The sequence below is a fragment of the Chryseobacterium lathyri genome, assembly GCF_003290185.1.
Lineage (GTDB): Bacteria > Bacteroidota > Bacteroidia > Flavobacteriales > Weeksellaceae > Chryseobacterium > Chryseobacterium lathyri.
In genome coordinates this window covers 228,379-252,474 of sequence record NZ_QNFY01000006.1, presented here as the reverse complement: position 1 = coordinate 252,474, position 24,096 = coordinate 228,379, and the positions used below count along the sequence as shown (strand labels likewise).

22 protein-coding genes are annotated in these 24,096 nt (G+C 37.8%); 14 read left to right on the top strand and 8 right to left on the bottom strand.

All coding sequences use genetic code 11. The annotated features are described in order from the left end of the window. Nucleotides 1–121 precede the first annotated feature (121 nt). Entirely contained in the window at nucleotides 122–1,057 is a 936-nt protein-coding gene (locus tag DRF61_RS10540; RefSeq protein WP_111956741.1) for an alpha/beta fold hydrolase, read from the top strand. An 83-nt stretch (nucleotides 1,058–1,140) separates the two neighbouring features. On the opposite strand, the gene DRF61_RS10535 is transcribed toward DRF61_RS10540, so the two are convergent. From DRF61_RS10535 to DRF61_RS10525, 3 genes are all read right to left on the bottom strand, one after another. Continuing rightward, complete coding sequence (locus DRF61_RS10535) at nucleotides 1,141–2,067, bottom strand: malate dehydrogenase (RefSeq protein ID WP_111956739.1); 927 nt, start codon at nucleotides 2,065–2,067, stop codon at nucleotides 1,141–1,143. A 116-nt stretch (nucleotides 2,068–2,183) separates the two neighbouring features. Beyond that, the gene (locus tag DRF61_RS10530) at nucleotides 2,184–2,735 is read right to left on the bottom strand and encodes a biliverdin-producing heme oxygenase (protein WP_111956910.1); all 552 of its coding nucleotides are present in this window, start codon (nucleotides 2,733–2,735) and stop codon (nucleotides 2,184–2,186) included. Nucleotides 2,736–2,761: 26 nt separating this feature from the next. After that, nucleotides 2,762–4,951, bottom strand: coding sequence for an ATP-binding protein (locus DRF61_RS10525; RefSeq protein WP_111956737.1), 2,190 nt, complete (start codon nucleotides 4,949–4,951; stop codon nucleotides 2,762–2,764). Between the two features lie 562 nt (nucleotides 4,952–5,513). Here DRF61_RS10525 and DRF61_RS10520 point away from each other — a divergent pair. Genes DRF61_RS10520 through DRF61_RS10500 form a run of 5 tightly spaced genes read left to right on the top strand, consistent with a single transcriptional unit; the run spans nucleotide 5,514 to nucleotide 11,495 of the window. Then, entirely contained in the window at nucleotides 5,514–6,674 is a 1,161-nt protein-coding gene (locus DRF61_RS10520) for a porin (RefSeq protein WP_111956735.1), read from the top strand. A 21-nt stretch (nucleotides 6,675–6,695) separates the two neighbouring features. Then, the gene (locus DRF61_RS10515) at nucleotides 6,696–8,126 is read left to right on the top strand and encodes an anion permease (RefSeq protein ID WP_111956733.1); all 1,431 of its coding nucleotides are present in this window, start codon (nucleotides 6,696–6,698) and stop codon (nucleotides 8,124–8,126) included. A gap of 16 nt (nucleotides 8,127–8,142) precedes the next feature. Beyond that, a complete protein-coding gene (locus DRF61_RS10510; protein WP_111956731.1) occupies nucleotides 8,143–8,799 on the top strand; it encodes a succinate dehydrogenase cytochrome b subunit in 657 nt (218 codons plus the stop codon). An 11-nt stretch (nucleotides 8,800–8,810) separates the two neighbouring features. Continuing rightward, nucleotides 8,811–10,727, top strand: coding sequence for a fumarate reductase/succinate dehydrogenase flavoprotein subunit (locus tag DRF61_RS10505; RefSeq protein ID WP_111956729.1), 1,917 nt, complete (start codon nucleotides 8,811–8,813; stop codon nucleotides 10,725–10,727). Nucleotides 10,728–10,739: 12 nt separating this feature from the next. Next, nucleotides 10,740–11,495 carry a succinate dehydrogenase/fumarate reductase iron-sulfur subunit gene (locus DRF61_RS10500; RefSeq protein ID WP_111956727.1) on the top strand — a complete coding sequence of 252 codons (756 nt, stop codon included), beginning with the start codon at nucleotides 10,740–10,742 and terminating at the stop codon, nucleotides 11,493–11,495. Nucleotides 11,496–11,582: 87 nt separating this feature from the next. On the opposite strand, the gene DRF61_RS10495 is transcribed toward DRF61_RS10500, so the two are convergent. Further along, the gene (locus tag DRF61_RS10495; RefSeq protein ID WP_111956725.1) at nucleotides 11,583–12,542 is read right to left on the bottom strand and encodes a hypothetical protein; all 960 of its coding nucleotides are present in this window, start codon (nucleotides 12,540–12,542) and stop codon (nucleotides 11,583–11,585) included. A 63-nt stretch (nucleotides 12,543–12,605) separates the two neighbouring features. After that, on the bottom strand, nucleotides 12,606–13,619 hold the full coding sequence (locus DRF61_RS10490) for a nucleoid-associated protein (RefSeq protein ID WP_111956908.1): 1,014 nt from the start codon (nucleotides 13,617–13,619) through the stop codon (nucleotides 12,606–12,608). Between the two features lie 390 nt (nucleotides 13,620–14,009). Between DRF61_RS10490 and DRF61_RS10485 the strand changes: the two genes are divergently transcribed. The 4 genes from DRF61_RS10485 to DRF61_RS10470 all read left to right on the top strand — a co-directional run bounded on the left by DRF61_RS10485 (nucleotide 14,010) and on the right by DRF61_RS10470 (nucleotide 15,187). Beyond that, nucleotides 14,010–14,171, top strand: a complete 162-nt coding sequence (locus DRF61_RS10485) for a hypothetical protein (RefSeq protein WP_228452638.1) — start codon at nucleotides 14,010–14,012, stop codon at nucleotides 14,169–14,171. A gap of 4 nt (nucleotides 14,172–14,175) precedes the next feature. Next, nucleotides 14,176–14,532: a DUF7674 family protein gene (locus DRF61_RS10480; RefSeq protein ID WP_111956721.1), complete on the top strand. Its 357-nt coding sequence runs from the start codon at nucleotides 14,176–14,178 to the stop codon at nucleotides 14,530–14,532. A gap of 79 nt (nucleotides 14,533–14,611) precedes the next feature. Continuing rightward, the gene (locus DRF61_RS23020; RefSeq protein WP_262510831.1) at nucleotides 14,612–14,743 is read left to right on the top strand and encodes a hypothetical protein; all 132 of its coding nucleotides are present in this window, start codon (nucleotides 14,612–14,614) and stop codon (nucleotides 14,741–14,743) included. A gap of 48 nt (nucleotides 14,744–14,791) precedes the next feature. After that, nucleotides 14,792–15,187: a DUF7674 family protein gene (locus DRF61_RS10470; RefSeq protein ID WP_111956717.1), complete on the top strand. Its 396-nt coding sequence runs from the start codon at nucleotides 14,792–14,794 to the stop codon at nucleotides 15,185–15,187. Nucleotides 15,188–15,527: 340 nt separating this feature from the next. Here DRF61_RS10470 and DRF61_RS10465 read toward each other — a convergent pair whose 3' ends face one another. The 3 genes from DRF61_RS10465 to dnaK form a co-directional block, all read right to left on the bottom strand. Next, nucleotides 15,528–16,046: a thioredoxin family protein gene (locus DRF61_RS10465; protein ID WP_111956715.1), complete on the bottom strand. Its 519-nt coding sequence runs from the start codon at nucleotides 16,044–16,046 to the stop codon at nucleotides 15,528–15,530. A gap of 239 nt (nucleotides 16,047–16,285) precedes the next feature. After that, complete coding sequence (locus DRF61_RS10460) at nucleotides 16,286–17,497, bottom strand: alpha/beta hydrolase-fold protein (RefSeq protein ID WP_111956713.1); 1,212 nt, start codon at nucleotides 17,495–17,497, stop codon at nucleotides 16,286–16,288. Nucleotides 17,498–17,787: 290 nt separating this feature from the next. Further along, entirely contained in the window at nucleotides 17,788–19,686 is a 1,899-nt protein-coding gene (dnaK, locus tag DRF61_RS10455; protein ID WP_111956710.1) for a molecular chaperone DnaK, read from the bottom strand. Nucleotides 19,687–19,943: 257 nt separating this feature from the next. Here dnaK and ppk1 point away from each other — a divergent pair, with 257 nt between their 5' ends. The 4 genes from ppk1 (at nucleotide 19,944) to DRF61_RS22630 (ending at nucleotide 23,973) form a co-directional block, all read left to right on the top strand. After that, nucleotides 19,944–22,016: a polyphosphate kinase 1 gene (gene ppk1, locus DRF61_RS10450; protein WP_111956708.1), complete on the top strand. Its 2,073-nt coding sequence runs from the start codon at nucleotides 19,944–19,946 to the stop codon at nucleotides 22,014–22,016. Further along, a complete protein-coding gene (locus tag DRF61_RS10445) occupies nucleotides 22,013–22,897 on the top strand; it encodes a Ppx/GppA phosphatase family protein (protein WP_111956706.1) in 885 nt (294 codons plus the stop codon). The genes ppk1 and DRF61_RS10445 overlap by 4 nt, the downstream gene beginning before the upstream one ends. 270 nt (nucleotides 22,898–23,167) lie before the next feature. Continuing rightward, entirely contained in the window at nucleotides 23,168–23,821 is a 654-nt protein-coding gene (locus DRF61_RS10440) for an NAD-dependent epimerase/dehydratase family protein (RefSeq protein ID WP_111956704.1), read from the top strand. Further along, nucleotides 23,818–23,973, top strand: coding sequence for a hypothetical protein (locus tag DRF61_RS22630; RefSeq protein WP_157963378.1), 156 nt, complete (start codon nucleotides 23,818–23,820; stop codon nucleotides 23,971–23,973). Before DRF61_RS10440 ends, DRF61_RS22630 begins: the two co-directional genes overlap by 4 nt. Nucleotides 23,974–24,096 lie beyond the last annotated feature (123 nt).

Sequence of the window (24,096 nt, the reverse complement as noted above, 5' to 3'; positions counted from 1 at the left end):
TTAAAAAGTGAAAGTACAGAGTCTTATAGCTGTATAAGGATTTTTTATACAATAATCGATGCAGATGATTGAACTTAAAAGCAGAAAAAAATAACCTGCCATGAAGTAATAAATCTTCTCCATGAACTGTTATTATGATATGAAAAGCATCCACTTTCTCCTGTTATTATTCCTTGCTGCAATTGGTATTTCAGCACAGAAAAGCAGTACAGAACAATCATTTGAAACCTCTGATCATGTTAAGATCAGATATAAAGTTTCCGGAAAAGGAGATGCCTGCATTTATGTTCCGGGAGGACCTGGGCAGGGATATCCGTCATTTGAACTTTTAGGTGGAAACAACCTTGAAAAAAACATGCAGATGGTTTATATGGATCAGCGGGGATCCGGTGAATCCGGGAAATCAGAGAATTATCACCTGGATGCAATGGTTCAGGATATTGAAGAACTGAGGCAACACCTGAAGTTTGATAAAGTTTTTCTACTGGCTCATTCTTTCGGAGGAATTATAGCGGTTAATTATGCAAAAAAATATCCTCAGCACACAAAGGGATTAATTTTGGCTAATATCACACTTCATTTCCTCAACGATGAAACCCTGAAAGAGCAAATAGAATATGGAAACAATCTTCTTCAACTGCAGAATAAAGCAATTCCCAGAGACAGTCTTTCCTCTGAACTATCAAAAATTAGTGCTGCCTTAAGAAAGAAAAGAATCGGATATAAGTTCCTTACCGAAGATATTGAAACCATCAGACAAACCGATAAAATAGATTCTCTTCACCCAAGAATCATAGATTTTGGGATGGCCGTGATTTCAAAACCAAAAGAGTTCCCTGAATATTATACTGATTATGCACCGATCACAAAAGATATTCATGTTCCAGTCTTAGTTATCACTGGAAAAATGGACAAAGCCGTAGGAACCATGCATTATAAAACATTCCGGTTTCCAGATCAAAAGGTGGTTGCCATTGATGGGGGACATCTTTTGTATTATGAGAAAAATAGAGAATTTGTGAATGCAGTTTGGCATTTCATAAGCAAACACAAGTAATAAATGAGGAATTGGCCTCTGGAATAAAAAAGCCTCAGCGCGGCCTTCGGCCGCGCTGAGGCTTTTTATAAAGCTTAAATCAATTAAAACTTAAGATCTCCGTTTACCTCTCTCACCGCATTCGCTGCTTCGGCAAACTTCAACTGCTCATCTGCAGTAAGCGTTACATTTACAATTTTCTCTACTCCGTTTTTCCCGATAATAGCCGGAACACCTAAGCAGATATCATTTTGTCCGTATTCACCTTCAAGCATTAAAGAGCAAGGGATCATTTTCTTCTGGTCGCAAGCGATTGCCTGAACCATTACAGAAACTGCTGCACCTGGTGCATACCAAGCTGAAGTTCCTAACAATTTAGTCAATGTAGCCCCTCCTACTTTAGTTTCTTCAATTACATATTTTTGTTGCTCATCACTTAAAAATTCAGTTACAGGAACACCGTTTCTTGTAGCTTTGCTCAATAACGGAAGCATTCCTGTATCACTGTGTGCAGCGATTACCATACCGTCTACATCAGAGATAGGGCTTTCCAATGCTTCAGCCAATCTGTATTTGAATCTTGCAGAATCCAATGCACCACCCATTCCGATGATCTTGTGCTTAGGAAGACCTGAAGTTTTGTGTACCAGATAAGCCATAGTATCCATTGGGTTAGAAACTACGATGATAATAACTTCCGGAGAATTCTTTACTAAGTTTTCAGTAACTTCTTTCACAATACCGGCGTTGATACCAATCAGTTCCTCTCTTGTCATTCCAGGTTTTCTTGGAATACCTGAAGTGATTACTGCCACATGAGAACCTGCAGTTTTGCTGTAATCTCCTGTTGTTCCGGTAATTTTTGTATCGAATCCGTTAAGCGATGCAGTCTGCATCAAATCCATTGCTTTACCTTCAGCAAATCCTTCTTTAATGTCTACTAAAACTACTTCTGAACAGAAGTTTTTCATTGCGATGTATTCTGCACAGCTTGCTCCTACAGCGCCTGCACCTACTACAGTTACTTTCATATTGTATACTTTTTTTAAATTATTTTTTAGTTTAGTCTAAAAATTGAAACGCCCAAATTTAACAATTCCTGAAAATGTGGGCAATTTTTCAGGAATTTAATTAGGGTTCGTTGAAATTAATTGACGTTCAGTAAAAACGTATATAGCTTTTTTGCTCCCGAAAGGACCTCATTGTAATGTTCCTCGGTAACTTCAGTATCTAAAACCTCTTTGAAGTTCTTCCACATGGAGCCCGTATTTTCCTGATAACATCCGAAGAAATTGAAGGTCACCTCATCAAAACCCTCTGTTTTAGAAAGCTGTTTGGCGATTACATTTCCTCCTAAAGTAGAACCTTCAATTACGTACATTGCTCCCAAAGCTTCATGTTCATTATTAAACTCAAGATTGTGGGAAGCATTCTGATTTTCCAGAGAAAGACTTTCAAGATCCTTTTCGATAAGAGAAAGCTTTTTCCTGTCGCTGAGCTGAAGTTTTTCGGAGTACTTATCGGAAAGACTTTTGAATATTTTATCTTCACTGTGAAGAAGCATAAGATAATTCGTATTGATGATCTTTTTGTAATCTTCTAAGGTAAAGGTTTTATTGAAAATTTTTTCAGAATTGAAAAGTTTCTCTGCTGCATCGTGATATTCCGCTGTATTTTGCTTAAGATATTCTGATACCATAAATAAGGATTTAAAGTTTCCCAAATTTAGGGTTTTTTAAACGTTAAAATAAAACAAGTTCCTCCTTTATTGCTCTCGTAATCCACATTTCCTCCGATACGCTTCATAATCCTGTGCACAATAGACAATCCTATCCCATTTCCTTTGAAGGTTTTAGCATTATCCATCCTGTTAAATATCTTGAACATTTTATGTTTTTCCTGTTCGGGAATTCCAATACCGTTATCTGAAATCCTGTACACGACAGTCCCGTTTTCTTCAGTTCCCCGGATTTCCACTTTCGGCTCTTCCTGATGAGAAGAATATTTCACTGCATTATTGATAATATTTAAAAATACCTGATGAAGCATCGTTTTATCCGAAAGTACATCGGGGCACTCCTTAATCGTGATTATACTTTTCGGGCTATCGAAGGTGATCTTTGCATTTTCCGATATTTTCTGGATCGTATTCAGAGGCTGCAGGCGTTCCAGTTCTATCTCGCTGTGTTTGGCGCGACTGAGCTGCAGTACATCATGCATCATTTCCGCCATATTGTCGATTTCTTCAACAATGGAATTCAGCTTATTTTTATTTTTTTCTGTTTTTTCAAAGTTAGAAAGCAACATCTGTGCATTCAGCTTCATCACGGTCAAAGGTGTCCCCAGATCATGAGAGATCGTGTAAGAAAAACTGTCAAGCTCTTCATTTACCTTTCTCAGCTCATTATTTAGCGCTTTGATCGCATTGTACTGCTTGTGCGAGGTTTCAAGGATCACATCGCGGACAGCCTGCACCGAAACGATATCTCTGGAATTCCATCTCTTTGAATTTCCTTTAATATTTTCTGTAAAAATCTGGAAAGAGGTTCTTGGCGAAACAACCTGTATTTCCTTACCGTCCTGCAGCAATACTTCTACTTTCTTCTCAGGATTTCCGGCCCAGTCGATATGTTCATCAAACTCTTTACGGAACCAGATCAGCATTTCCTTTTTATTTCTCTCAATAAAATAAATAATGATTCCGGCTGCATTTTCGTCCAGTCCCAGCTCCTTTCCATAATCTTTAAGGAAGCTTCTGCTCACAAAAATACTGTCAGCAGTATTCTCAAGAGCCCAATGTGCAATGGCATCAATAATCCTGTTTTCAGGAACCACTCCAACAGTCACTGTATTTCCTTCCGAAATAATAGCTAAACCGTCTGCCTCAGGCAGCTTTCTTATCTTTCCTTTATTGTCTGCTAGTGAATCAAAAAGATTATTATGTTTCAAAAACTCCGCTTTCAGCTGGGACGATTTTTCGTTCAGCTCCAGACGGTATTTCAGTTCATTTTTAGACTTGAACGAAGAATAGGCATTGGAAGCCAGAGCCGTAAAAATTCCTGCCTGTACCCTATCTTCAAGATCAATATGCTTTGCCTCCGAGTTCTGGCAGGTAACCAAACCCCAAAGATGATCCTCAATAATAATAGATACACTGAAACTGGAAGAAGCTCCGGAATTTTTTATGTACTGGCCATGAATAGGCGACATTCCTCTTGAAGCCACAAAAGTAAGATCAATATTTTCATCCGTTCTGCTTATCAGCGGAACCGTTTCAGCATATACATTACTGAATATTCTTTTTCTTTTCTTTAAATAAAGCTCTCTGGCCTGTCTTGGAATATCAGATTCAGGATAATAAAGTCCCAGATAGCTCTCCATATTATCATTCCTTCTTTCTGCAATCACTTTTCCCGAGCCGTCCATCATAAATTTATAAACCATCATCCGGTCATAATTCACAATTTTAGAAAGCGTGCTTAGCAATTGCTCCCACAGCTCCTTTTCATTATCTATGACATAAAAATTGTCGTACTTATTAGAAATGCGCTTGTTGGGATTTTTCAGTACCGCCTCAAATTCAAGGAAAATGTGTTTACCGCTTCTGAAAACGGAAAAATGATATTCCTTATCACCGATAAATACTTTATCGAAATGGGTCTCATTTTCTCTTCTTGTAAAGTCCTGCAGGGAAGTATAAAGATCGGAGTCAATAACAGTCCGGAAGATTTCAGGAAAATCCATAAGGCCTCTTCCAAAAAGCAGCTCCGCATTTCCGACTTTAAATATATCCGTAATATTCCGGCTGAAAAAAGTGATGGATTGAGATTCTGCATCAATGCCAATCAGGTATCCAAAACTTTGTATATACCCAGGAATATGGATAGGTTCCTCATGACACTCTACAAAATTCATATATTTCTTTGATCTATCAAAGATAACGATTTTTTTAACGGCATATTACTTTGTGGTATTAAATCACGAAGTTCCTGAAACATCATTATTCCTATAATTAATAAGCTGAAACCTCCTGAATTCCAGCGCAAATACTCCCGCTTTTTTAATATAATAATGGACTTTATTCATAATATATTAAAAATTTTGAAACAAATCAAGTTAAATTTTCTGATCATGATTCATTGCATGAATTTCGGATTAACACCTGAAATAATTATGTTAATTAAGCAAAATTTATTAAATTTATATCACCAAACAATGAATACGTTTAAAAATTGTTGATTTTTTTCACATTATCTCCAATTAAATTCTCATTTAAATTCAAATAACACGACTATGAAAAAGTTCCCTTTAATAATCGTCATCTCTATTTGCATATTAGGAACCAGTTATAACGTCAGTATAAACGAAATTACAAAGGCTCAAAAAAATAGGATAATCGATACTCATCCTATGAATTGGAGTCAATGCCTTTCAAATTTCCGGAACTTTTAAATAATAATCCATTAACACAAATACTATGACCCTTTTTTCACCAAAAAAGAGAAGCCTGTTACTATGCATTTTATTGGCTGCTTTTTCAGCGAATGCACAGATTCAGGACTCACTCCGCCCCGATAAACAGGAAGAAGACCATGTGAAATACCCTGTACTTCAGATAAAAGGACTTTTTCAGGCACGCTATCTTGTAGGTATGGCCGAAGATGTCGATGTGAACGGCCTGCATCACACAGACGGATCAGGAACCAGCAACAATTTTATGCTCAAGTATATGAGGGTTCAGGTACGTGCACAAATCAGCAAAAGAACAGAAGTCGTAGCACTCGCCAATTTCGCTGACTTTAAAAACGACCCTAAAAGCAGGGTCCTTGAAAATGCTTACCTGAAATATACTTTCAATCCTAAATTAGCCTTTACCGTGGGTCAGTTCAGACCTTGGTTCGGGATTGAAGAAACGTATCCTATTGATATCATTAAGTCTTTGGATTGGTCCAATCAGTATACAGAATTCGGGAAACTGGGCTGGACAAGCTTTCAGATCGGACTTTCTGCAACCGGACAGCTTCAACTGGGACAAATACCTTTCCAGTATGCTGTTTCAGTTGTTAATGGAAATGGAAAGAATCAGATCAATGACAACGATAACGGGAAGCAGTATTCTACGAGATTGGTTTTCGGTTTGTCTAAAAAATATAATTTCAATGTCGGCTTGAACGGTGGTGTCGGTGAAGTTTTAAGTAAAAAAGTATATGCAGTAGGAATTGACCTCAGCTCGCTGATCCAGTTTGATCCGAAATGGAGTCTGGACATGCAGTTGGAAGCCAAACAGGCAACCAATCATGTTCTTTACAACACGATCGATCCTGAGCTCAGACCTTCGAATCCTGACCAGTATCTGATCCGTGGCGCTTACTTCCTTCCGAATGTAAGATACGAGATCAATCACAAAAACCTCAGCGCCTTCGAGCTGTCATGCCGGTATGAATATCTGGATACCAACTTCAGGCTGAACTCCAATCCAAGACAGACCATTACACCTATGTTCGGACTGGAATTCCTGAAAAACTATGGTGCAAGAATCCAGCTGGGTGTACAGTTTGATCGTTACAGGCACCAGATAGAAAACACATCACAATACAATAATAATTTGTTCATTGTTCAGGTACAAAGTAGATTTTAACCGCTTAAAGATTTATAGATCATGAAAGAAATTAATATCAGAAATATCGCGATAACGTTTGCCGTTGCGCTGATCATATGGTTTATTCCCGCTCCGGAAGGTGTTGCCGAAAACGCATGGCATCTGTTTGCTATTTTTGCAGCAACCATATTAGGTATCATCCTTAAAGCAGCACCTATGGGCACCATGTGTATGATGGCCATTGTATTTACAGCACTTACACAGGTTGTAGCTCCCGGAGATGCAGGAAAATCCATCACAAAAGCACTTTCCGGATTCGGAGATAAAGTAATTTGGCTTATCGGGATCTCATTCTTTATTGCCAGAGGATTTATCAAAACCGGATTGGGAAACCGGATTGCCTTTTTATTCATCAGAATATTCGGTAAAAGCTCATTGGGACTGGCTTACGGGCTTGGACTTGCAGATGTTTGTTTAGCTCCAGCCATTCCGAGTAACACTGCAAGAGGTGGCGGAATCATCTACCCGATTATGAAATCTATGGCTATCAGTTTCGATTCTGTTCCTGAAAAGCCGGAAACCCATAGAAAACTGGGCTCTTTCCTTACCCTGAACAGTTACTATATGAACCTCATCGCTTCATCTATGTTTCTTACCGGAACCGCGAGTAACCCGATGTGTCAGAAATTTGCAGCCAATTTAGGGATCAATATCACCTGGATGTCATGGGCTGCAGCTGGTTTTGTTCCGGGATTGGTTGCATTCTTTGTCGTTCCTTTAGTTTTATACAAATTATATCCGCCTGAATTGAAAAAAACAGGTGATGCCCCGAGAATGGCGGCTCAGAAATTAAAAGAAATGGGGCCTATTTCCAGAAATGAATGGCTGATGTTATTGGCATTTTTCATTCTTTTAGCGCTTTGGATATTTGGAGGAGCATTGTCTATCGATGCTACTACAACAGCTTTTATTGGATTGACGATGTTGCTTCTTACTTCTGTATTGACCTGGGAAGATATCAAAGGTGAAAAAGGAGCCTGGGACACGATTGTATGGTTCGCTGTTCTGGTGATGATGGCCAGTTCTTTAAATGAACTTGGTTTTATTGGCTGGTTCAGTGATTTGATCAAAGTAAAAATCGGTGGATTAAGCTGGCAGGTTGCCTTTCCGGTAATTATTGTCGTATACTTTTTCAGCCACTATATTTTTGCGAGTGCAACGGCTCACGTAGCTGCTATGTATGCAGCTTTATTGGGAGTTGGTGTTTCTCTAGGAATCCCGCCTATGCTATTGGCGATGATGCTTGGTTTCTTAGGCTCAATTTACGGGGTGCTTACCCATTACGGCCATGGTCCTGCTCCGGTATTCTACGGAAGCGGTTATGTCGAACTGAAAGCCTGGTGGCTGAGAGGTCTTGAAATCGGAATCGTGTTACTTATCATCTATATGGTAGTCGGAGGACTGTGGATGAAAGTTTTAGGATATTATTAATCATTAAATCAAAAATATGCTGTCAACCTTGTCAAGAAAAATGCTGATGTGCCTTACAGGACTATTCCTGAGCTTCTTCCTGTTGATCCATTTCTTGGGAAACCTCCAGCTGTTTCTTCCGCCGGAGCAGGCGCACTTACAGTTTAATGCCTATTCACATTTTCTGTCCGGAAATATTCTGATCAAAATGGTTTCGTACGTTCTGTATGCAAGTATTATTCTGCATGCTCTGGACGGACTGGTCATTACTTTAAAAAATAAAAAATCGGGAGGCAGTTACCAGTCGGAAAGACGTGGAAGAGCAAGTAAATGGTATTCCCGTAATATGGGAATTCTGGGAACGCTGATTTTGATCTTTTTGGTAATCCACTTCCAGAATTTCTGGTACGTCTACAAATTTGGAAACCCACCACTGGATGACAACGGAAATAAAGACCTGTACATTCTTGTCGTAACGGTTTTCAAAGAATGGTGGTACGTTATCATTTACGTAGTATCAATGGGGGCTTTATGCTATCACCTCATTCATGGGATTCACAGTGCGGCCAGAACGCTGGGATTATACCATCCTAAGTTTGTAAAATGGTTCAAAACTGCCGGAATTGTCTATTCAGTAATTATCAGCGTAGGTTTTGCGCTGATGCCGGTTTACGTATTCTTTACTGCCCATTAAAAAGAAAAGTTATGATCTTAAATTCAAAAATACCTCAAGGCCCATTGGAACAAAAATGGGACAACTATAAAAAGAAAGCTAAGCTCGTCAATCCTGCTAACCGTAAAAAGCTGGACATTATTGTTGTGGGAACCGGACTGGCAGGAAGCTCTGTTGCTGCTTCTCTGGGTGAGATGGGTTACAATGTGAAATCATTTTGTTTCCAGGACAGCCCGAGAAGAGCCCATTCTGTAGCCGCACAAGGCGGCGTGAATGCCGCTAAAAATTATAAAAATGATGGTGACAGCGTCTACAGAATGTTTGTAGATACGCTGAAAGGAGGAGATTTCAGAGCCCGCGAAGCCAATGTTTACCGCATGGCAGAATGTTCTTTAAACCTCATCGATCAGGCCGTAGCGCAGGGTGTGCCGTTCGGACGTGAATACGGTGGTTATCTCAACAATCGTTCATTCGGTGGCGTTCAGGTGAGCCGGACATTTTATGCAAGGGGACAAACCGGGCAGCAGCTGCTTCTGGGGGCCTATCAGGCACTGATGAGACAGGTTGGAAAAGGTACCGTGCAACTGTATTCCAGACATGAAATGCTTGATCTGGTCGTGATCGATGGCAAAGCAAGAGGAATTATCGTCAGAAATTTAGATACCGGGGAAATTGAAAGACATGCTGCCCATGCAGTTATTCTGGCAACCGGAGGTTATGGAAAGATTTATTATCTGTCAACCTTGGCGATGGGATGCAACGGTTCTGCGATTTGGCGGGCTCACAAAAAAGGCGCTTTAATGGCTTCCCCGAGCTGGATTCAGGTACATCCTACTTCCCTTCCGCAATCGGGAGATTATCAGTCTAAATTAACCCTAATGTCAGAATCATTGCGTAATGACGGAAGGATCTGGGTTCCTTCAAAAGCTGATGAAACCAGACCGCCCAATGATATTCCGGAAAACGAAAGAGATTATTATCTGGAACGCCGGTATCCTGCTTTTGGAAACCTGGCTCCAAGAGATATTTCTTCCCGTGCCGCCAAAGAAAGAATTGACGCCGGTTTTGGAATCGGGCCCTTGAAAAATGCTGTTTATCTTGATTTTTCCAAAGCGATACGAGAACAGGGAAAAGAAAAGATTCAGGAGAAATATGGCAATTTATTCGATATGTACCTTAAAATCACAGGATACAATGCCTATAATGAACCGATGATGATCTCTCCTTCTGCTCACTTTTCAATGGGTGGGCTTTGGGTAGATTATGAGCTGATGACCACTATTCCCGGATTGTTTGCTTTGGGAGAAGCTAATTTTGCGGATCACGGGGCCAACAGACTGGGAGCCAATTCATTGCTGCAGGCTTCTGTGGACGGCTATTTTATTGCACCTTATACCATTGCCAATTATCTGGCCGATGAGATTCATACCGGAAAAATTTCACCTGATGCTCCTGAGTTTGATGTGGCAGAAAAAACGGTGAAAGAACAGATCCAGGATTTCATGGATATTAAAGGAACCAAAACAGTTGATTATTTCCATAAAACTTTGGGGAAACTTTTATATGATTACTGCGGTCTGGCCAGAAATGAAGATGGTTTGAAATACGCAATAGAAGAAATCAGGAAATTAAAACAGGAATTTTACAGAGATGTACGGGTTTCCGGACAGGGTAACCAGATGAATTCAGAACTAGAAAAAGCAGGACGTGTAGCCGATTATTTCGAGATCGGTGAGCTCATGTGCTATGATGCTTTAACCCGGAATGAGTCCTGTGGTGCCCACTTCCGCGAAGAATTTCAAACTCCGGACGGAGAAGCGTTAAGAAATGATACCGAATATCAGTTTATCTCAGCATGGGCATGGAAAGGCGAAAGTGCCGAACCGGAACTAATTAAAGAACCGTTGATATTTGAAGAAATACAGCCGACAGTAAGAAGCTACAAATAAAAAACAGAAATTATGGATTTACATCTTAAGATATGGAGACAGAAAGACAGAAAGAGCGAAGGGAAACTGGTCAGTTATGACCTGAAAGAACTGAATCCCCATATGTCTTTCCTGGAAATGCTGGATACTTTAAATGAAAAGCTCATTACGGAAGGTGACGAACCTGTAGAATTCGATCACGACTGCCGTGAAGGGATCTGCGGACAGTGCGGTATGATGATCAACGGAATTGCCCATGGTCCTTTAAAAAATACAACGACCTGTCAGCTTCACTTACGGTCTTTTAAAGATGGTGAAACTATTTTAATCGAACCTTTCCGGGCAGAAGCTTTCCCGGTGAAGAAAGACCTTAAAGTAGACCGGTCGGCTTTTGACAGGATTATTTCTTCAGGCGGATTTGTATCGGTGAATACGGGTCAGGCTCCTGATGCAACAGCTATAGCAGTAACTCACCAAACAGCTGAGGAAGCGTTCGATTCTGCAGCCTGCATCGGGTGTGGTGCATGTGTAGCCACCTGCAAAAACGGAAGTGCTGCCTTATTCACTTCGGCAAAAATCACCCACATGGTCCTTCTCCCTCAGGGTAAGGAGGAAAGGAGCGAACGTGTCCTGAGTATGGTTACCCAGATGGATCATGAACTTTTCGGGCATTGCTCCAATACGGAAGCCTGTGAAGTGGAATGTCCTCAGGGAATTTCTGTGCTGAATATTGCCCGGATGAATTATGAGTATGGAAGAGCATTGTTTTTTAAGAAAAGGAATAAATAAAAGGACATAAAAGTAAGCGGAGGAAGCAAATTGCCAATCCGCTTTTTTCTATTTTACCTGAGTTCCGGTTATTTATTTTTCATCTTTCTAAATTTCCGGGATCGTTATTTTTTTAGGATCGTTTTCGTTGTACAGAATTTCCACAGTTCCCTGTTTTGGAACAGAAGAAAGATCAAGAAGCCGTACAATCTTTTTGTAAACTGCCATATGTTCAATACCTTTAAAGTCTTTAAATCTAACTTGAAACATGATTTGGGGCTGATCATTCACTGTTAATCCGGTTTGACTGACACTGATGATTTCTGCCTGAGCACTTCTCCCGGCAAACAGGATCTGTTCTTCTTTTTTATTCTTTATAAATTTTCCAACGATCAGCTTATATACCAAAAGGGTTAAAATAAACATGACCCCGCTGAAAATAATTGGATGCATAAAGGTAAGGAACCTCCAGCCGAAATCAAATGATTCCCTGAGGTAAAAATAAGCGTACAGACCTATGACATAAACGATCATAAAAATCACAAATAAGATCCTCAAGATCATATTTTTAACTTTAAATTTAGTCTGTGCCCCGCTTAGAATAAAATAAGGCTCTTTCGAAGGATCAGGATTCAGAAGTATTTTAACCATTTTCCCAACGTCAAATCTTTTTTCCTGGGGTTTTGTATCATAGAACATCATTTCGTGCCGGATCAATGTATTACGGAGATTCTGAAAAGAAAGCACAATATGGATGAGATTGATATTGGTTCTGGGATTATATTTTACAAGCTTATAGTCTGTAATTTCCGCTTCCCTCGGAAGTCCGTTCTGCAAAATATAGCTGATAGTATTTTTTTCCTTAAAGGTTTTAATAAGAAGATTGTTGATCAGAAAAGCTAAGATATACAGCCATATTAACAAAGAAAAACCGAGATATACATAGCTCACTGCCAATGTATTTCTCGGTTCCGTTGTTATTTCCGAAGTCGTCATATAAATAAAGATCGGAAATGGTATGCAGAAAAAAAGCATATAAAGCGTCCAGAAAATGATCATAAATTTCATAACTGTTTATTTTGCGGTGCGATATAAAGTTATGATATTATTCTTTAATGGGCTTTTCTCTTTTTAAACTTCTTTATCGAAGTAAAGTCTGTAGTATTTTCCTTTGTCATCTTCTCCCATTTCGAGCTTCTGCCTGTCACCGTGAATATAGATATGGAAGTTCTTGTCCAGTTTGATAATACTTTTGAAATGACGCTGGGTTTTCTTTACTGCTGCTTCACTGATCGGGAATTCTTCAGCAATATTCACCTGCATATCCTGTTCATAATCGGTCTTGAAGTTCACGAAACTTTCAATGACGTGCTGGTCTCCCAATACTTCATTGGCAAAATCATCCAGCTTAAATTCTTCTTTTTCCTTGAAGAAATTGATGGATTTATTGAGGAAATCTGCCTGGTCTGCTTTGGAAACTTCAAATTCCTGCGGAAGTTGCTTGGTGATATAATCTTTGTACACCATCAAAGCTTCCTGGGTATGAAAATATTCGTCGTCACGCTGTTTTACTTTCAGGAAATCTTCGAACCAATAGTACATATCTCCGTTTTTGTTATTATCAACTACAGAAAGTACATATCCGGTCTCTTTATTATTGTTATAGATCAAAGCTGCCTTATCAATTTTAGACAAACCGATTCCCTGGTCTTTTTCAATATCAAATGTTTCTTCCTTAGGCGAAATTTTCAGGAAAGATTCTCTCTTTTCGGTTTTAAAGATCCCGATCTTATCTACTTTATCCGGACGGTCACTTTCTTCCTCGAAAAGTACAATAAACAGCTCCCCACCCTGAACTCTTGGATTTTCAGCCGCTTCAAAAAGATGTTTTGCAATATTTTCAGATTCCCAAAGGAATTTGGCCTTGTCTTCAAAGATCTCGGATACTGAACTGTATACCGGATTATTGACCAAATACGTGTCACTGTAAAAATTGAAGGTTTCTTCTGATTTAAAAGAACCTAAAAAGTAATCTTCAAGCAATTCTGCCATTCCTTCTTCCAGCTTCAGCTCTTCCTGAGACAGCGTTAAAGATTCTCCGTTGATTTTATTTCCTACTCTGTGTACTATAATTTTTGAAAACATGTCCTGAATAATTTGGAGTGCAAAGATATTCATTCTATTCTTTCCATCATACAAATAAAATAATCCCAAAAACCAAAAATTGATATAACATTAAGTTTTGTCAACTGATAAACTAAGACTAAAAAAATCTGCTCCATCTGCAAAATCTGTGAGAGATAAAAAATTAAAATATCAACTGTTTATGTTTCCCGCAGATTTTGCAGATGAAGCAGATAATTAAATCATAAATAAGTTCCTTCATTTCGTTTTGATAAAAACCTTATCATTTTGACATGTTTTTTAAGATCGAATATTTTTATTAAAATTAAATAATTATTTGATTTTCAATTGATTAAATAAAAATCACTTCAAAGGAATGCCATTCGCTTCATTATTTTAAAAATATATAATATGGACTTAAATACCTTAAACCGCATCGACAAGCTAAAAAGATTAAAAAGCAGAGGTCCGAAAACTCCGAAATGGCTGAAACCTTACCATATGCTATTCATGGCTTTCCTGACCATTTTCATCTTTGGAGCCATCATTAAAGTCTTAGAACAAAATCATTAATCATATGAACTATTCAGAAGCTGTCCGGGAAATTTCAAAAATTATCCCTGACTTTGAAAACGAACTTACGAAAACGATGCCCCAGAACTCGTACAGTGTGATTCGTACTTTCACAGAACGTATCAAAAATATGGTCCGACAGGATGACAGGAGTATTCTATTTAAAAGTCTTCAGAAAATGGACAAAATTTATACAGAAGGAGATATTGCATTAAAAAACGCAGTAGAAGGAGTTTTCATTTATTCTCTGGACAATTTTACAGCTTTCTGCACCCTAGAATATAGAAAAGTGATCTTTAGTCACATTTCAAAAGATTTACAGCAAAGCTATTCAAGACAGATTTACAACCATGGCACATAAATTTTGTTACATATTTCATGTGTTTCATTACAAAAGCATTTTTTATTCAAAAATTAAAACCATTCAAAATCAATACGTTATGAAAACAAAAATCAGAAAAATTTCAGACTGGAAAACATTGAAAACCACGACTAACAGACACAATGCAGAGGTATTGGCTACTCACATCGCAGTGATTATAGGAGTTTTTATTTTTGCTGCCATGCTGTAAATTTTGGTATACATTTCGCTGAAAGATAAGTACTGAAAAATATTAGTTATGATGAAAGTACAAATGCAGGCTATTAATAAGAAAATAGCCGTTGAATACTTAAAATTTTTCTATCCGCCACTTCGAAATGAAATTACACAGTTATCTGTTCAGGAAAACTTTGCCGGCGTTATTCAGGCTACCATCAATTATTTGAAGGATATGCTGCAGGAATCAAAGATCTACATTGTAGCCCATCACATCAAACTGATGGACTGGATCTACAGAAACGGCGATTCTTATGTAAGAACCGTCATTGAAAACCTGTTTGTAAGATCTTTGGAGAGCTTTAAAAAACATGCAAAGATCCAGCACTGGAAGCTTCTTTATCAGAATATGCCTGATAATTTTCAGCTTATCTATCATGAGCAGCAGAAACAGGACGAGATCTTTTTCGGTAAGTAAAATAATTTAATTTGTAAATAGGCTCTTCAGGCATCTTGTCTGAGGAGCTTTTTATTTAAGTTTTTTGAAATATTGGGCAAAACGGAGACTTGGCAGAAATATATTATGCTTTACAGATATTTTACTGAATTATATTTCACCATATTGTGCAAAATACATACTTTTACAAAATGATCCGATGCTGCTGATAATCATCGGAGATACTGATCTTTAGTCAGCTACTGATTATAAAAATTTACAAATTTTGACGATGTGTAATCAGATCATAGAAATATCCTTTCATACATTTATTTGATCTGAGAACAACCTCCCCCGACTAATTGCCAGGGGAGTTTTCTTTTTATTTATCTTTTTTCACAAAGACTTTCTGGATGATCTGAAGTTCCTCTTTATTCATTTTTGAACTCTTTTCCAACTTGGCCAGAAACGAAGAAACTTCTTCAGGGGTTGCGGGTGACCCCAAATTTTCCCCCTTACTGTCGAATGAATCGGCAAGCACTTCTCCTTTCGGATTTAATATCAGCCAGAAAGGAAGTCCGGCATTTTCTCCTTTATAGGTATTCATCAGTTCCTGCCCGCCGGGATTTTCAAGCTTTTTCTTTTCTCCTCTTTCCTGAACATCAATATAAGTCGTTACAAATTTCTTGTCGAAAATAGGCTTTGTTTCAGGAAGATTCATATTCTTTTCCATCAGTTTGCACCAGCCACACCATGAAGCGTGAAATACCAGCAAAACATTTTTCTTTTGGGTTTTGGCTTCTGCAAGAGCTTTATTCAATTCTATATCGGCTTTTTCCTGAGCAGCATTCAGCTGAAACAGGAATAAAGATGCTACGATGATCACTTTAAAAAATTTCATTTAAATTTTGGTTTGGTTTACTGATACTAATTTACATAAAAGTGAATATCTATATTTCATTTATTTAGAAAAAATGTATTTAAAAAACAAAAATCCCCAAACATGAGTTCGGGGATTTTTATAGTCTGGGATTATTAATCCTTATTTTACTTTTTCGAAAATAATTCCCATTGTAAATCGTTAATTAAATTTTATGATACAAAATGATAAGACTTAGCAAAGATTTTAAGCCTATCATTTTATTTCTTTTCTTTCAACAACGTTTCCAACTTTTCTTTTGTTTCCGGAATTTCTTTTAGCGTCAACGCTTTTTTAAATGATTCTATTGCCTTTGCTTTGTTTCCCATGGCAAGGTAAAGATCTCCAATAGAATCGTAGCAATTCCAACTTTTGGGATTGTTTATAATATTTAGTTTAAATAATGATTCTGCTTTTTTGAATTGCTTATTTGCCATCATCTGATACCCAAAATTATTGACCAAATTCTCATTTGGATTCACAATATACCCCATTTGTTTAGATACATTTTCGTAGTGAGCAACTACTATTGAATCTAGTTTAAAGTTTGGATCGCCCATCTCACTGTCATAAATCTTAAGGCGATAAAAATCAAAGATATATCGAAGTGCATCATATTCACCGATCAGTCTTACTGATGGATGGTTATCATTTTCGTAAAATTTGTATTTGTAACGTAGCTGATTTCGATTCGATTTTTTAAGTTCCTCTATAAACCTTAAGTTTGCCCTGATAAGATCTGTACTCCCGCTCGTATCTTTCATCACACTTACCGTATCAACTCCTTTTTCCAACCGATTAGCCATAGCAATATACAATGTCTTTCCTTCATAATTCTGATTGGCTAAAATGCTTTTAGCATCCTCTACAACCTTTGCCTTATTCCACCACAATGCTCCGTCTAGAGAAGCATACGAATTAAACAAATTAGGTTTATGAAGTAATGTATTAATCACTGTTAAACCTCCTACTGAATGACCTATAAATGTCTTATATGATGTGGTAGGATAAGTTGAATCAATATAAGGAATAAGCTCCTTTTCAACAAAAGACATAAAGTTTTCTCCTTTACCGACAAATCCTTTAAATTCTTCATCAGAGTTTGTTGTCAATTCACTCATTCTATTAGAATGTACTATCCCAACTACAATCATTGGCGGAGCTAGGCTTGTTTCTTCCATGTGCTCGGTAATACTTACGACACTATTAAAATTATCATTACCGTCCAACAAATAAATTACTGGGTAACGACCTCTGTCTTTTATTTTGCTTCCACCATTACTGTTTGGAATATGTATTAGAATTTCCCGATCTTCTCCCAATATTTTTGAAGATATGGTTTCTGAAAATCCAGTGCTAAAGCGATCGTAATTCTGTGCTTGAACAAAGAATGAAAATAAAAGTAAGATGAGAGAACTGTAAAATGATTTCATGGTTTTATTTAAAGTATTTTAAATTTAGACTGCAAAGATATATGAACTATCCCATTATGAAATAACATCTTGAACATTCTCTGTTTTTTGAGTCTTAAATTCTATTAAGGTGCATAAGACGCACATACTATCTAAATATCGCTCGATACAAGTAAAATATAAATTTACAGTAAATATCGATTAAAATCAATTATTAATGAAAAATGTAAAATAAAAAATCGCCGTAAACATTAAATTTACAGCGATTTGATAATTTATTTTAATCGATATTAACCGATGATAATTGCTACTTACTTGACTTCTTCGAAGTCTGCATCCTGTACATCATCAGCACTTCCTGCATTTCCTCCAGGATTCTGAGCTCCTGCATCTGCACCCTGAGCCTGCTGTCCTGCTGCATACAGTTCTTCTGAAGCAGCCATCCATGCTGCATCTAAAGCTTCAGTTTTAGCCTTCACATCATCTGCGTTTTTAGCTTCGAAAGCTGTTTTCAATTCTCCGTGAGCTGCTTCAATAGCTGCTTTTTTGTCAGCAGACAGCTTTTCTCCGAATTCTTTTAACTGCTTTTCAGTCTGGAAGATCAATCCGTCAGCTTTGTTGAAGATTTCAACTTCTTCTTTTTTCTTAGCATCTGCTGCAGAGTTTTCCTGAGCTTCTTTCTTCATTCTTTCGATTTCTTCGTCAGAAAGACCTGAAGAAGCCTGGATCTTAATCGTCTGCTCTTTTCCGGTACCTTTATCCTTCGCAGAAACGCTTAGGATACCGTTGGCGTCAATATCGAAAGTTACTTCGATCTGAGGAACTCCTCTTGGTGCAGGTGGAATATCTGCAAGATCAAATCTTCCGATTTCTTTATTATCGTTGAACATTGGTCTTTCTCCCTGTCCTACTCTGATGCTTACAGCCGGCTGGTTATCAGAAGCTGTAGAGAATACTTCAGATTTTTTAGTTGGGATCGTAGTGTTCGCTTCAATTAATTTCGTGAATACAGAACCCATTGTTTCAATACCTAGAGAAAGTGGTGTAACGTCAAGAAGCAATACATCTTTTACGTCTCCTGTCAATACTCCTCCTTGGATTGCAGCTCCAACAGCTACTACCTCATCCGGGTTAACTCCTTTTGAAGGTTTTTTACCAAAGAATTTTTCCACTTCTTCCTGAATGATCGGGATTCTTGTAGAACCACCTACCAGGATTACCTCATCGATATCAGAAGTTGATAAACCTGCATCTTTCAATGCTTTTGCTACCGGCTCCATAGATCTTCTTACTAAATCTGAAGCCAATTGCTCGAATTTAGCTTTAGTTAAAGTCTTTACCAAGTGCTTAGGACCTGTCGCTGTCGCTGTGATATAAGGTAAGTTGATCTCTGTCTGAGCAGAAGAAGATAACTCGATTTTTGCTTTTTCAGCAGCTTCTTTTAATCTCTGAAGTGCAATAGCATCAGATTTAAGATCTACCCCTTCTTCAGCCTTGAATTCATCTGCCATCCAGTTGATGATCACATCATCAAAGTCATCACCTCCTAAGTGTGTATCACCGTTAGTAGATAATACTTCGAATACTCCGTCACCTAAATCAAGGATAGAGATATCGAAAGTACCTCCACCAAGGTCATATACAGCAATCTTCTGGTCTTTATGGTTTTTATCCAAACCGTAAGCCAATGCAGCAGCTGTAGGCTCGTTGATGATTCTTTCTACTTTAAGACCTGCGATTTCTCCAGCTTCTTTAGTAGCCTGTCTCTGTGCATCGTTAAAATATGCAGGAACCGTGATTACCGCTCTTGTTACTTCCTGTCCAAGATAATCTTCAGCTGTCTTCTTCATTTTCTGAAGTATCATTGCTGAAATTTCCTGTGGTGTATATTCTCTGTCGTCGATTTTTACTTTTGCCGTATCGTTTGGTCCGGATACTACTTCATAAGGTACTCTTGAAATTTCTTTAGCATCTTCCTTAAAATGAGTTCCGATAAATCTTTTGATAGAGTATACAGTTTTCTTTGGATTCGTTACAGCCTGTCTTTTTGCAGGATCCCCTACTTTTCTCTCACCATCTTCTGTAAATGCTACGATAGATGGAGTCGTTCTTTTACCTTCCGCGTTAGGGATAACAACAGGGTCTTTACCCTCCATTACAGCAACACATGAGTTGGTTGTTCCTAAGTCAATTCCAATTATTTTACTCATAATATTTATATTTTTTCTAATTTTTATATTTTAATTTACACTCTCAATTTCTCAATATCTGTACCATATCCTATTTTGTGACAAAATGACAGAATCAAAAATGGTCAAAGTAAACAACATCCGCCAGATTATGTTAAATTGTACTATTCAAGACAGTTTGAACATTGAGAATATTAAAAAATTAATCAAAGTTTAACCTTAGAAATATCAGATTAAACTGTACGAATTGCTATTTTTGATAAAATATAAACTTTAGAATGTCAGTACACTTCAATCCGCGAGATATTACATGGCTTGCTTTCAATGAAAGGGTTTTACAGGAAGCTATGGATGAAAATGTCCCCTTACATTTAAGAATACGCTTCCTGGGAATTTTCTCCAACAATTTAGATGAATTTTTCAGAGTACGTGTGGCAGGGTTAAAGCGGGCAATGGATTTTAAAGAAAAAGTAATCGCTGAATCTTTCTATCAGCCACCATCAAAGATTCTTCAGCGTATTAACGAAATTGTGATCAGACAACAGCAGAATTTTGATAAAACCTGGAAGCATATTCAAGCTGAAATGGCGGGACTTAAGGTTTCTATTAAAACCTCTAAGAACCTGACCGCCAAACAGAAGGAATTCGTGAGACAATATTTTGATGAAATAGTAGAATCCAATGTGATCCCTATCCTGCTTCATGAAAATACTCCGATGCCTTATCTGAGGGATAAAAGCCTCTATCTGGGTGTCGCCATGAGAAAAAAAGACTGGCAGTATTCCAGCAATTATGCAATTATTGAAATTCCGTCACGTTTTGTAGGAAGATTTGTCCTGCTGCCTACGGAAGATCCGGAAGAAAAAAACGTTATGCTGCTTGAAGATGTTATTACATTCAACCTTCCGCATATTTTTTCTTATTTTGGCTATGACGAATTTTCTGCCAATGCCTTTAAAGTAACGAAAGATGCTGAACTGGATCTTGACAATGATATCCGGACCAATTTTGCAGAAAAAATAGAAAAGGGACTTAAAAACAGAAGAAAGGGAAAACCTACCCGTTTTGTTTTTGATAAGGATATGGACAAGGCTTTACTGGAACTTCTTATCCGAAAATTGAATTTAACAAAAAAAGACAGCATTATTCCGGGAGGAAAAATTCATAATTTTAAACATTTTATGGATTTTCCTGATGTTTTTGAAACGTATGAAAGACCAGAGGAAAGATCTTCTTTTACCCATCAGGCTTTTGAAAACGGAGAAAGAGTGACTGATGTTATCTTAAAAAAAGATGTTCTGCTTACTTTTCCTTATCACAAATATAATCCTGTAATCGATCTTTTACGCGAAGCTGCCATGGACCCGGATGTAAAATCTATCCAGATCACTGCTTATCGCCTTGCCAGCAACTCAAAGATTAGCAATGCCCTGATCTACGCCGCCAGAAATGGTAAAGAAGTAACGGTCATGCTGGAACTTCAGGCAAGGTTTGATGAAGAATCCAATCTTAAGTGGAAAGAAATGTTTGAGCCTGAGGGAATTACCGTGTTGGTAGGCCTCCCGAATAAAAAAGTACACGCTAAGCTTTGTGTCATCAAAAAAAGAGCACACAATAAAACACTCCAGTATGGTTTTGTAAGCACCGGGAACTTCAATGAAAAAACGGCAAAAATATATGGTGATCATTTATTGATGACTTCAGACCGTGGCATCATGGCGGATATCAATAAAGTATTTAATGTCCTGAAAAAACCAAAAGATGATTTTCTTCCGATTCTGAAAACCTGTAAAAATTTAATGATCTGTCCACAGTTCATGCGCGAAAAGATCGTTCACCAGATAGATAAGGAAATCGAAGAAGCCAAAGCAGGAAGAAGGGCAGAGATCATCGTTAAGGCCAATTCCATGAGTGACAGAGCCCTTATTGAAAAGCTTTACGAAGCTGCAAAAGCCGGAGTCATTACAAAAACGATCGTAAGAGGAATTTACTGCCCCGTCAATCAAAAAGAGTTTAAAGAAAAAATAAAGGCAATAAGTATTGTCGACGAATACCTGGAGCATGCAAGGGTTATGTATTTTTATAATAAAGGTGCAGAAGACATTTACATCTCATCTGCCGACTGGATGACCCGAAATCTGGACTACAGAATTGAAGCGGCTGCAAAGATCACAGACAAGGAACTGAAGAAGGAATTGAAAGATATTCTCGACATTCAGTTAAGAGATAACGTAAAAGCTCGTATTTTAGACAAAAAATTGAGCAACGAGTATGTGAGGAATGATAAAAAGGAATGCCGTTCTCAAATAGAAACCTACAAATATTTAAAAGCTAAAACAAGCAAAAAATGAAGATTGCAGCGATAGATATAGGAAGCAACGCCGCCAGACTTCTGATCAATGAAGTAAAGATCAGCAACAGGAAACCTGAATTTATAAAACTAAATCTTTTAAGAATTCCTTTGAGGTTGGGTATGGATGTCTTCACCATGGGAATGATTGGTGAGGAAAGAGAAAAAATGGTCGTCGATTCTATGAAAATTTTCAGCGACCTTATGAAGATCTATAAAGTAGAGCATTACCGTGCCTGCGCCACCAGTGCCATGCGTGATGCCTCCAATGGAAATGAAATCATCAGACGGGTTCAGGAAACTTCGGGAATCAATATAGAAATTATTTCCGGTGACGAGGAAGCTACCCTTATCTATGAAAACCATGTTGCTGAAGGTCTTGATAAAGAGTTTGCCTATCTGTACATTGACGTGGGAGGAGGTTCCACGGAACTTACTTTTTACGAAAACGGAAAAATGGTCTACGAAAAATCCTTCAATATCGGAACCATCCGTCTTCTAAACAATCTGGTAACTCCGGAAAACTGGCAGGAAATGAAGGATGAGATCAAAAAGAATATAGTCAGTAAAAAGCCTGTGGTAGCTATTGGTTCCGGAGGAAATATCAATAAGGTTTTCTCGATGAGTAAGACTAAAGACGGCAAACCGATGACACTTTCCCATCTTAAAAAGGTTTATAAGGAGTTTAATGAGCTTTCTGTAGAGGAAAGGATGACCAAGCATACCCTCAGAGAAGACAGAGCCGATGTTCTGGTTCATGCTCTCAGGATCTTCAATAACGTCATGTCCTGGTCGGATATCAACAGGATATTTGTTCCCAAAATTTCTGTAGCTGATGGGCTTATCCACAATATCTACAGCCAGTTGCACGAAAAAAAGTAAATTTCTACTCTATATTATTTGAAAACCAGCTATCATTTGGCTGGTTTTATTTTTATGTCATTGAAGCAATCTCAATCTTTAAATTTTTAAAACATTAAAAGTATCCCAGTGATTAAGATTATTAAAAGATTGCTCACATCATTTACAATGACGGAAGGTTTCATCCTCTAAAGCTACTCTTTAGTATTATCTTTCAAATTGTAAAATTTTTACTGTACATTTAAAGTAAAACTAAACGTAGTACGTCATACATAATATCAACAGAAAAAAATGAATCCGATTAAAATAATTCTTACAGGTGCGACCGGTATGGTAGGTGAAGGTGTTCTAATGGAATGCCTTGAAAATCCTAATGTTTCCGAAATATTAAGTGTAAGCAGAAAGCCTTCCGGAAAAACACATGCTAAACTCAAAGAATATTTAGTTCCGGACTTCCTGTCCATATCTCTGAATGATGAAAATCTTAAAGGCTATGATGCCTGTTTCTTCTGTGCAGGAATCAGCAGCGTGGGAATGAGCGAAGAAGATTACACGAAAATCACCTACGATACTACGATTCATTTTGCCCAAGCAGTTCTGAACCAAAATCCGGAAATGGTCTTCAACTATGTTTCAGGAGCATCTACGGACAGTACAGAAAGCGGAAAGCTCATGTGGGCAAGGGTAAAAGGCAGGACAGAAAATGCTTTGAAAAAAATGGGTTTCAGAAACGCCTTCAATTTCCGCCCCGGATTCATGAAACCCGTTGAAGGTCAGATTAATGTGAAATGGTTCTTTAAACCATTTATTTGGGTTTTTCCTGTTTTATTACCTTCAAAATCATTAACTTTACATGAAGTAGGTAGAGCAATGATCAATGCCGTACATAGAGGCTATCCTACATCTACCTTGGAAATTAGGGATATTAAAAATTTAGCTATATGAGAGACATGTTAAAAAGAATAGTTCTTGTTGTTTTTATCCTCCTGGTTCTGATGGCTGTTTCAGGGTATTTCTATATGCAGAAACATCCAATGGAAGGGAAAACTTCTGCAGATAAAACACTGAATCTTTCAGGAAGCAAGGTAACTGAGTAAACAGTAAAAATAAAAGAAACCTAGAAAGCAGATCAGTTGGTTTGCAAATCTGCCTTTTTTTCATATACCTTTCTTTCCATTTTGACTTTTCACAATAACTGTTACCTTTTTATTAAACATTTC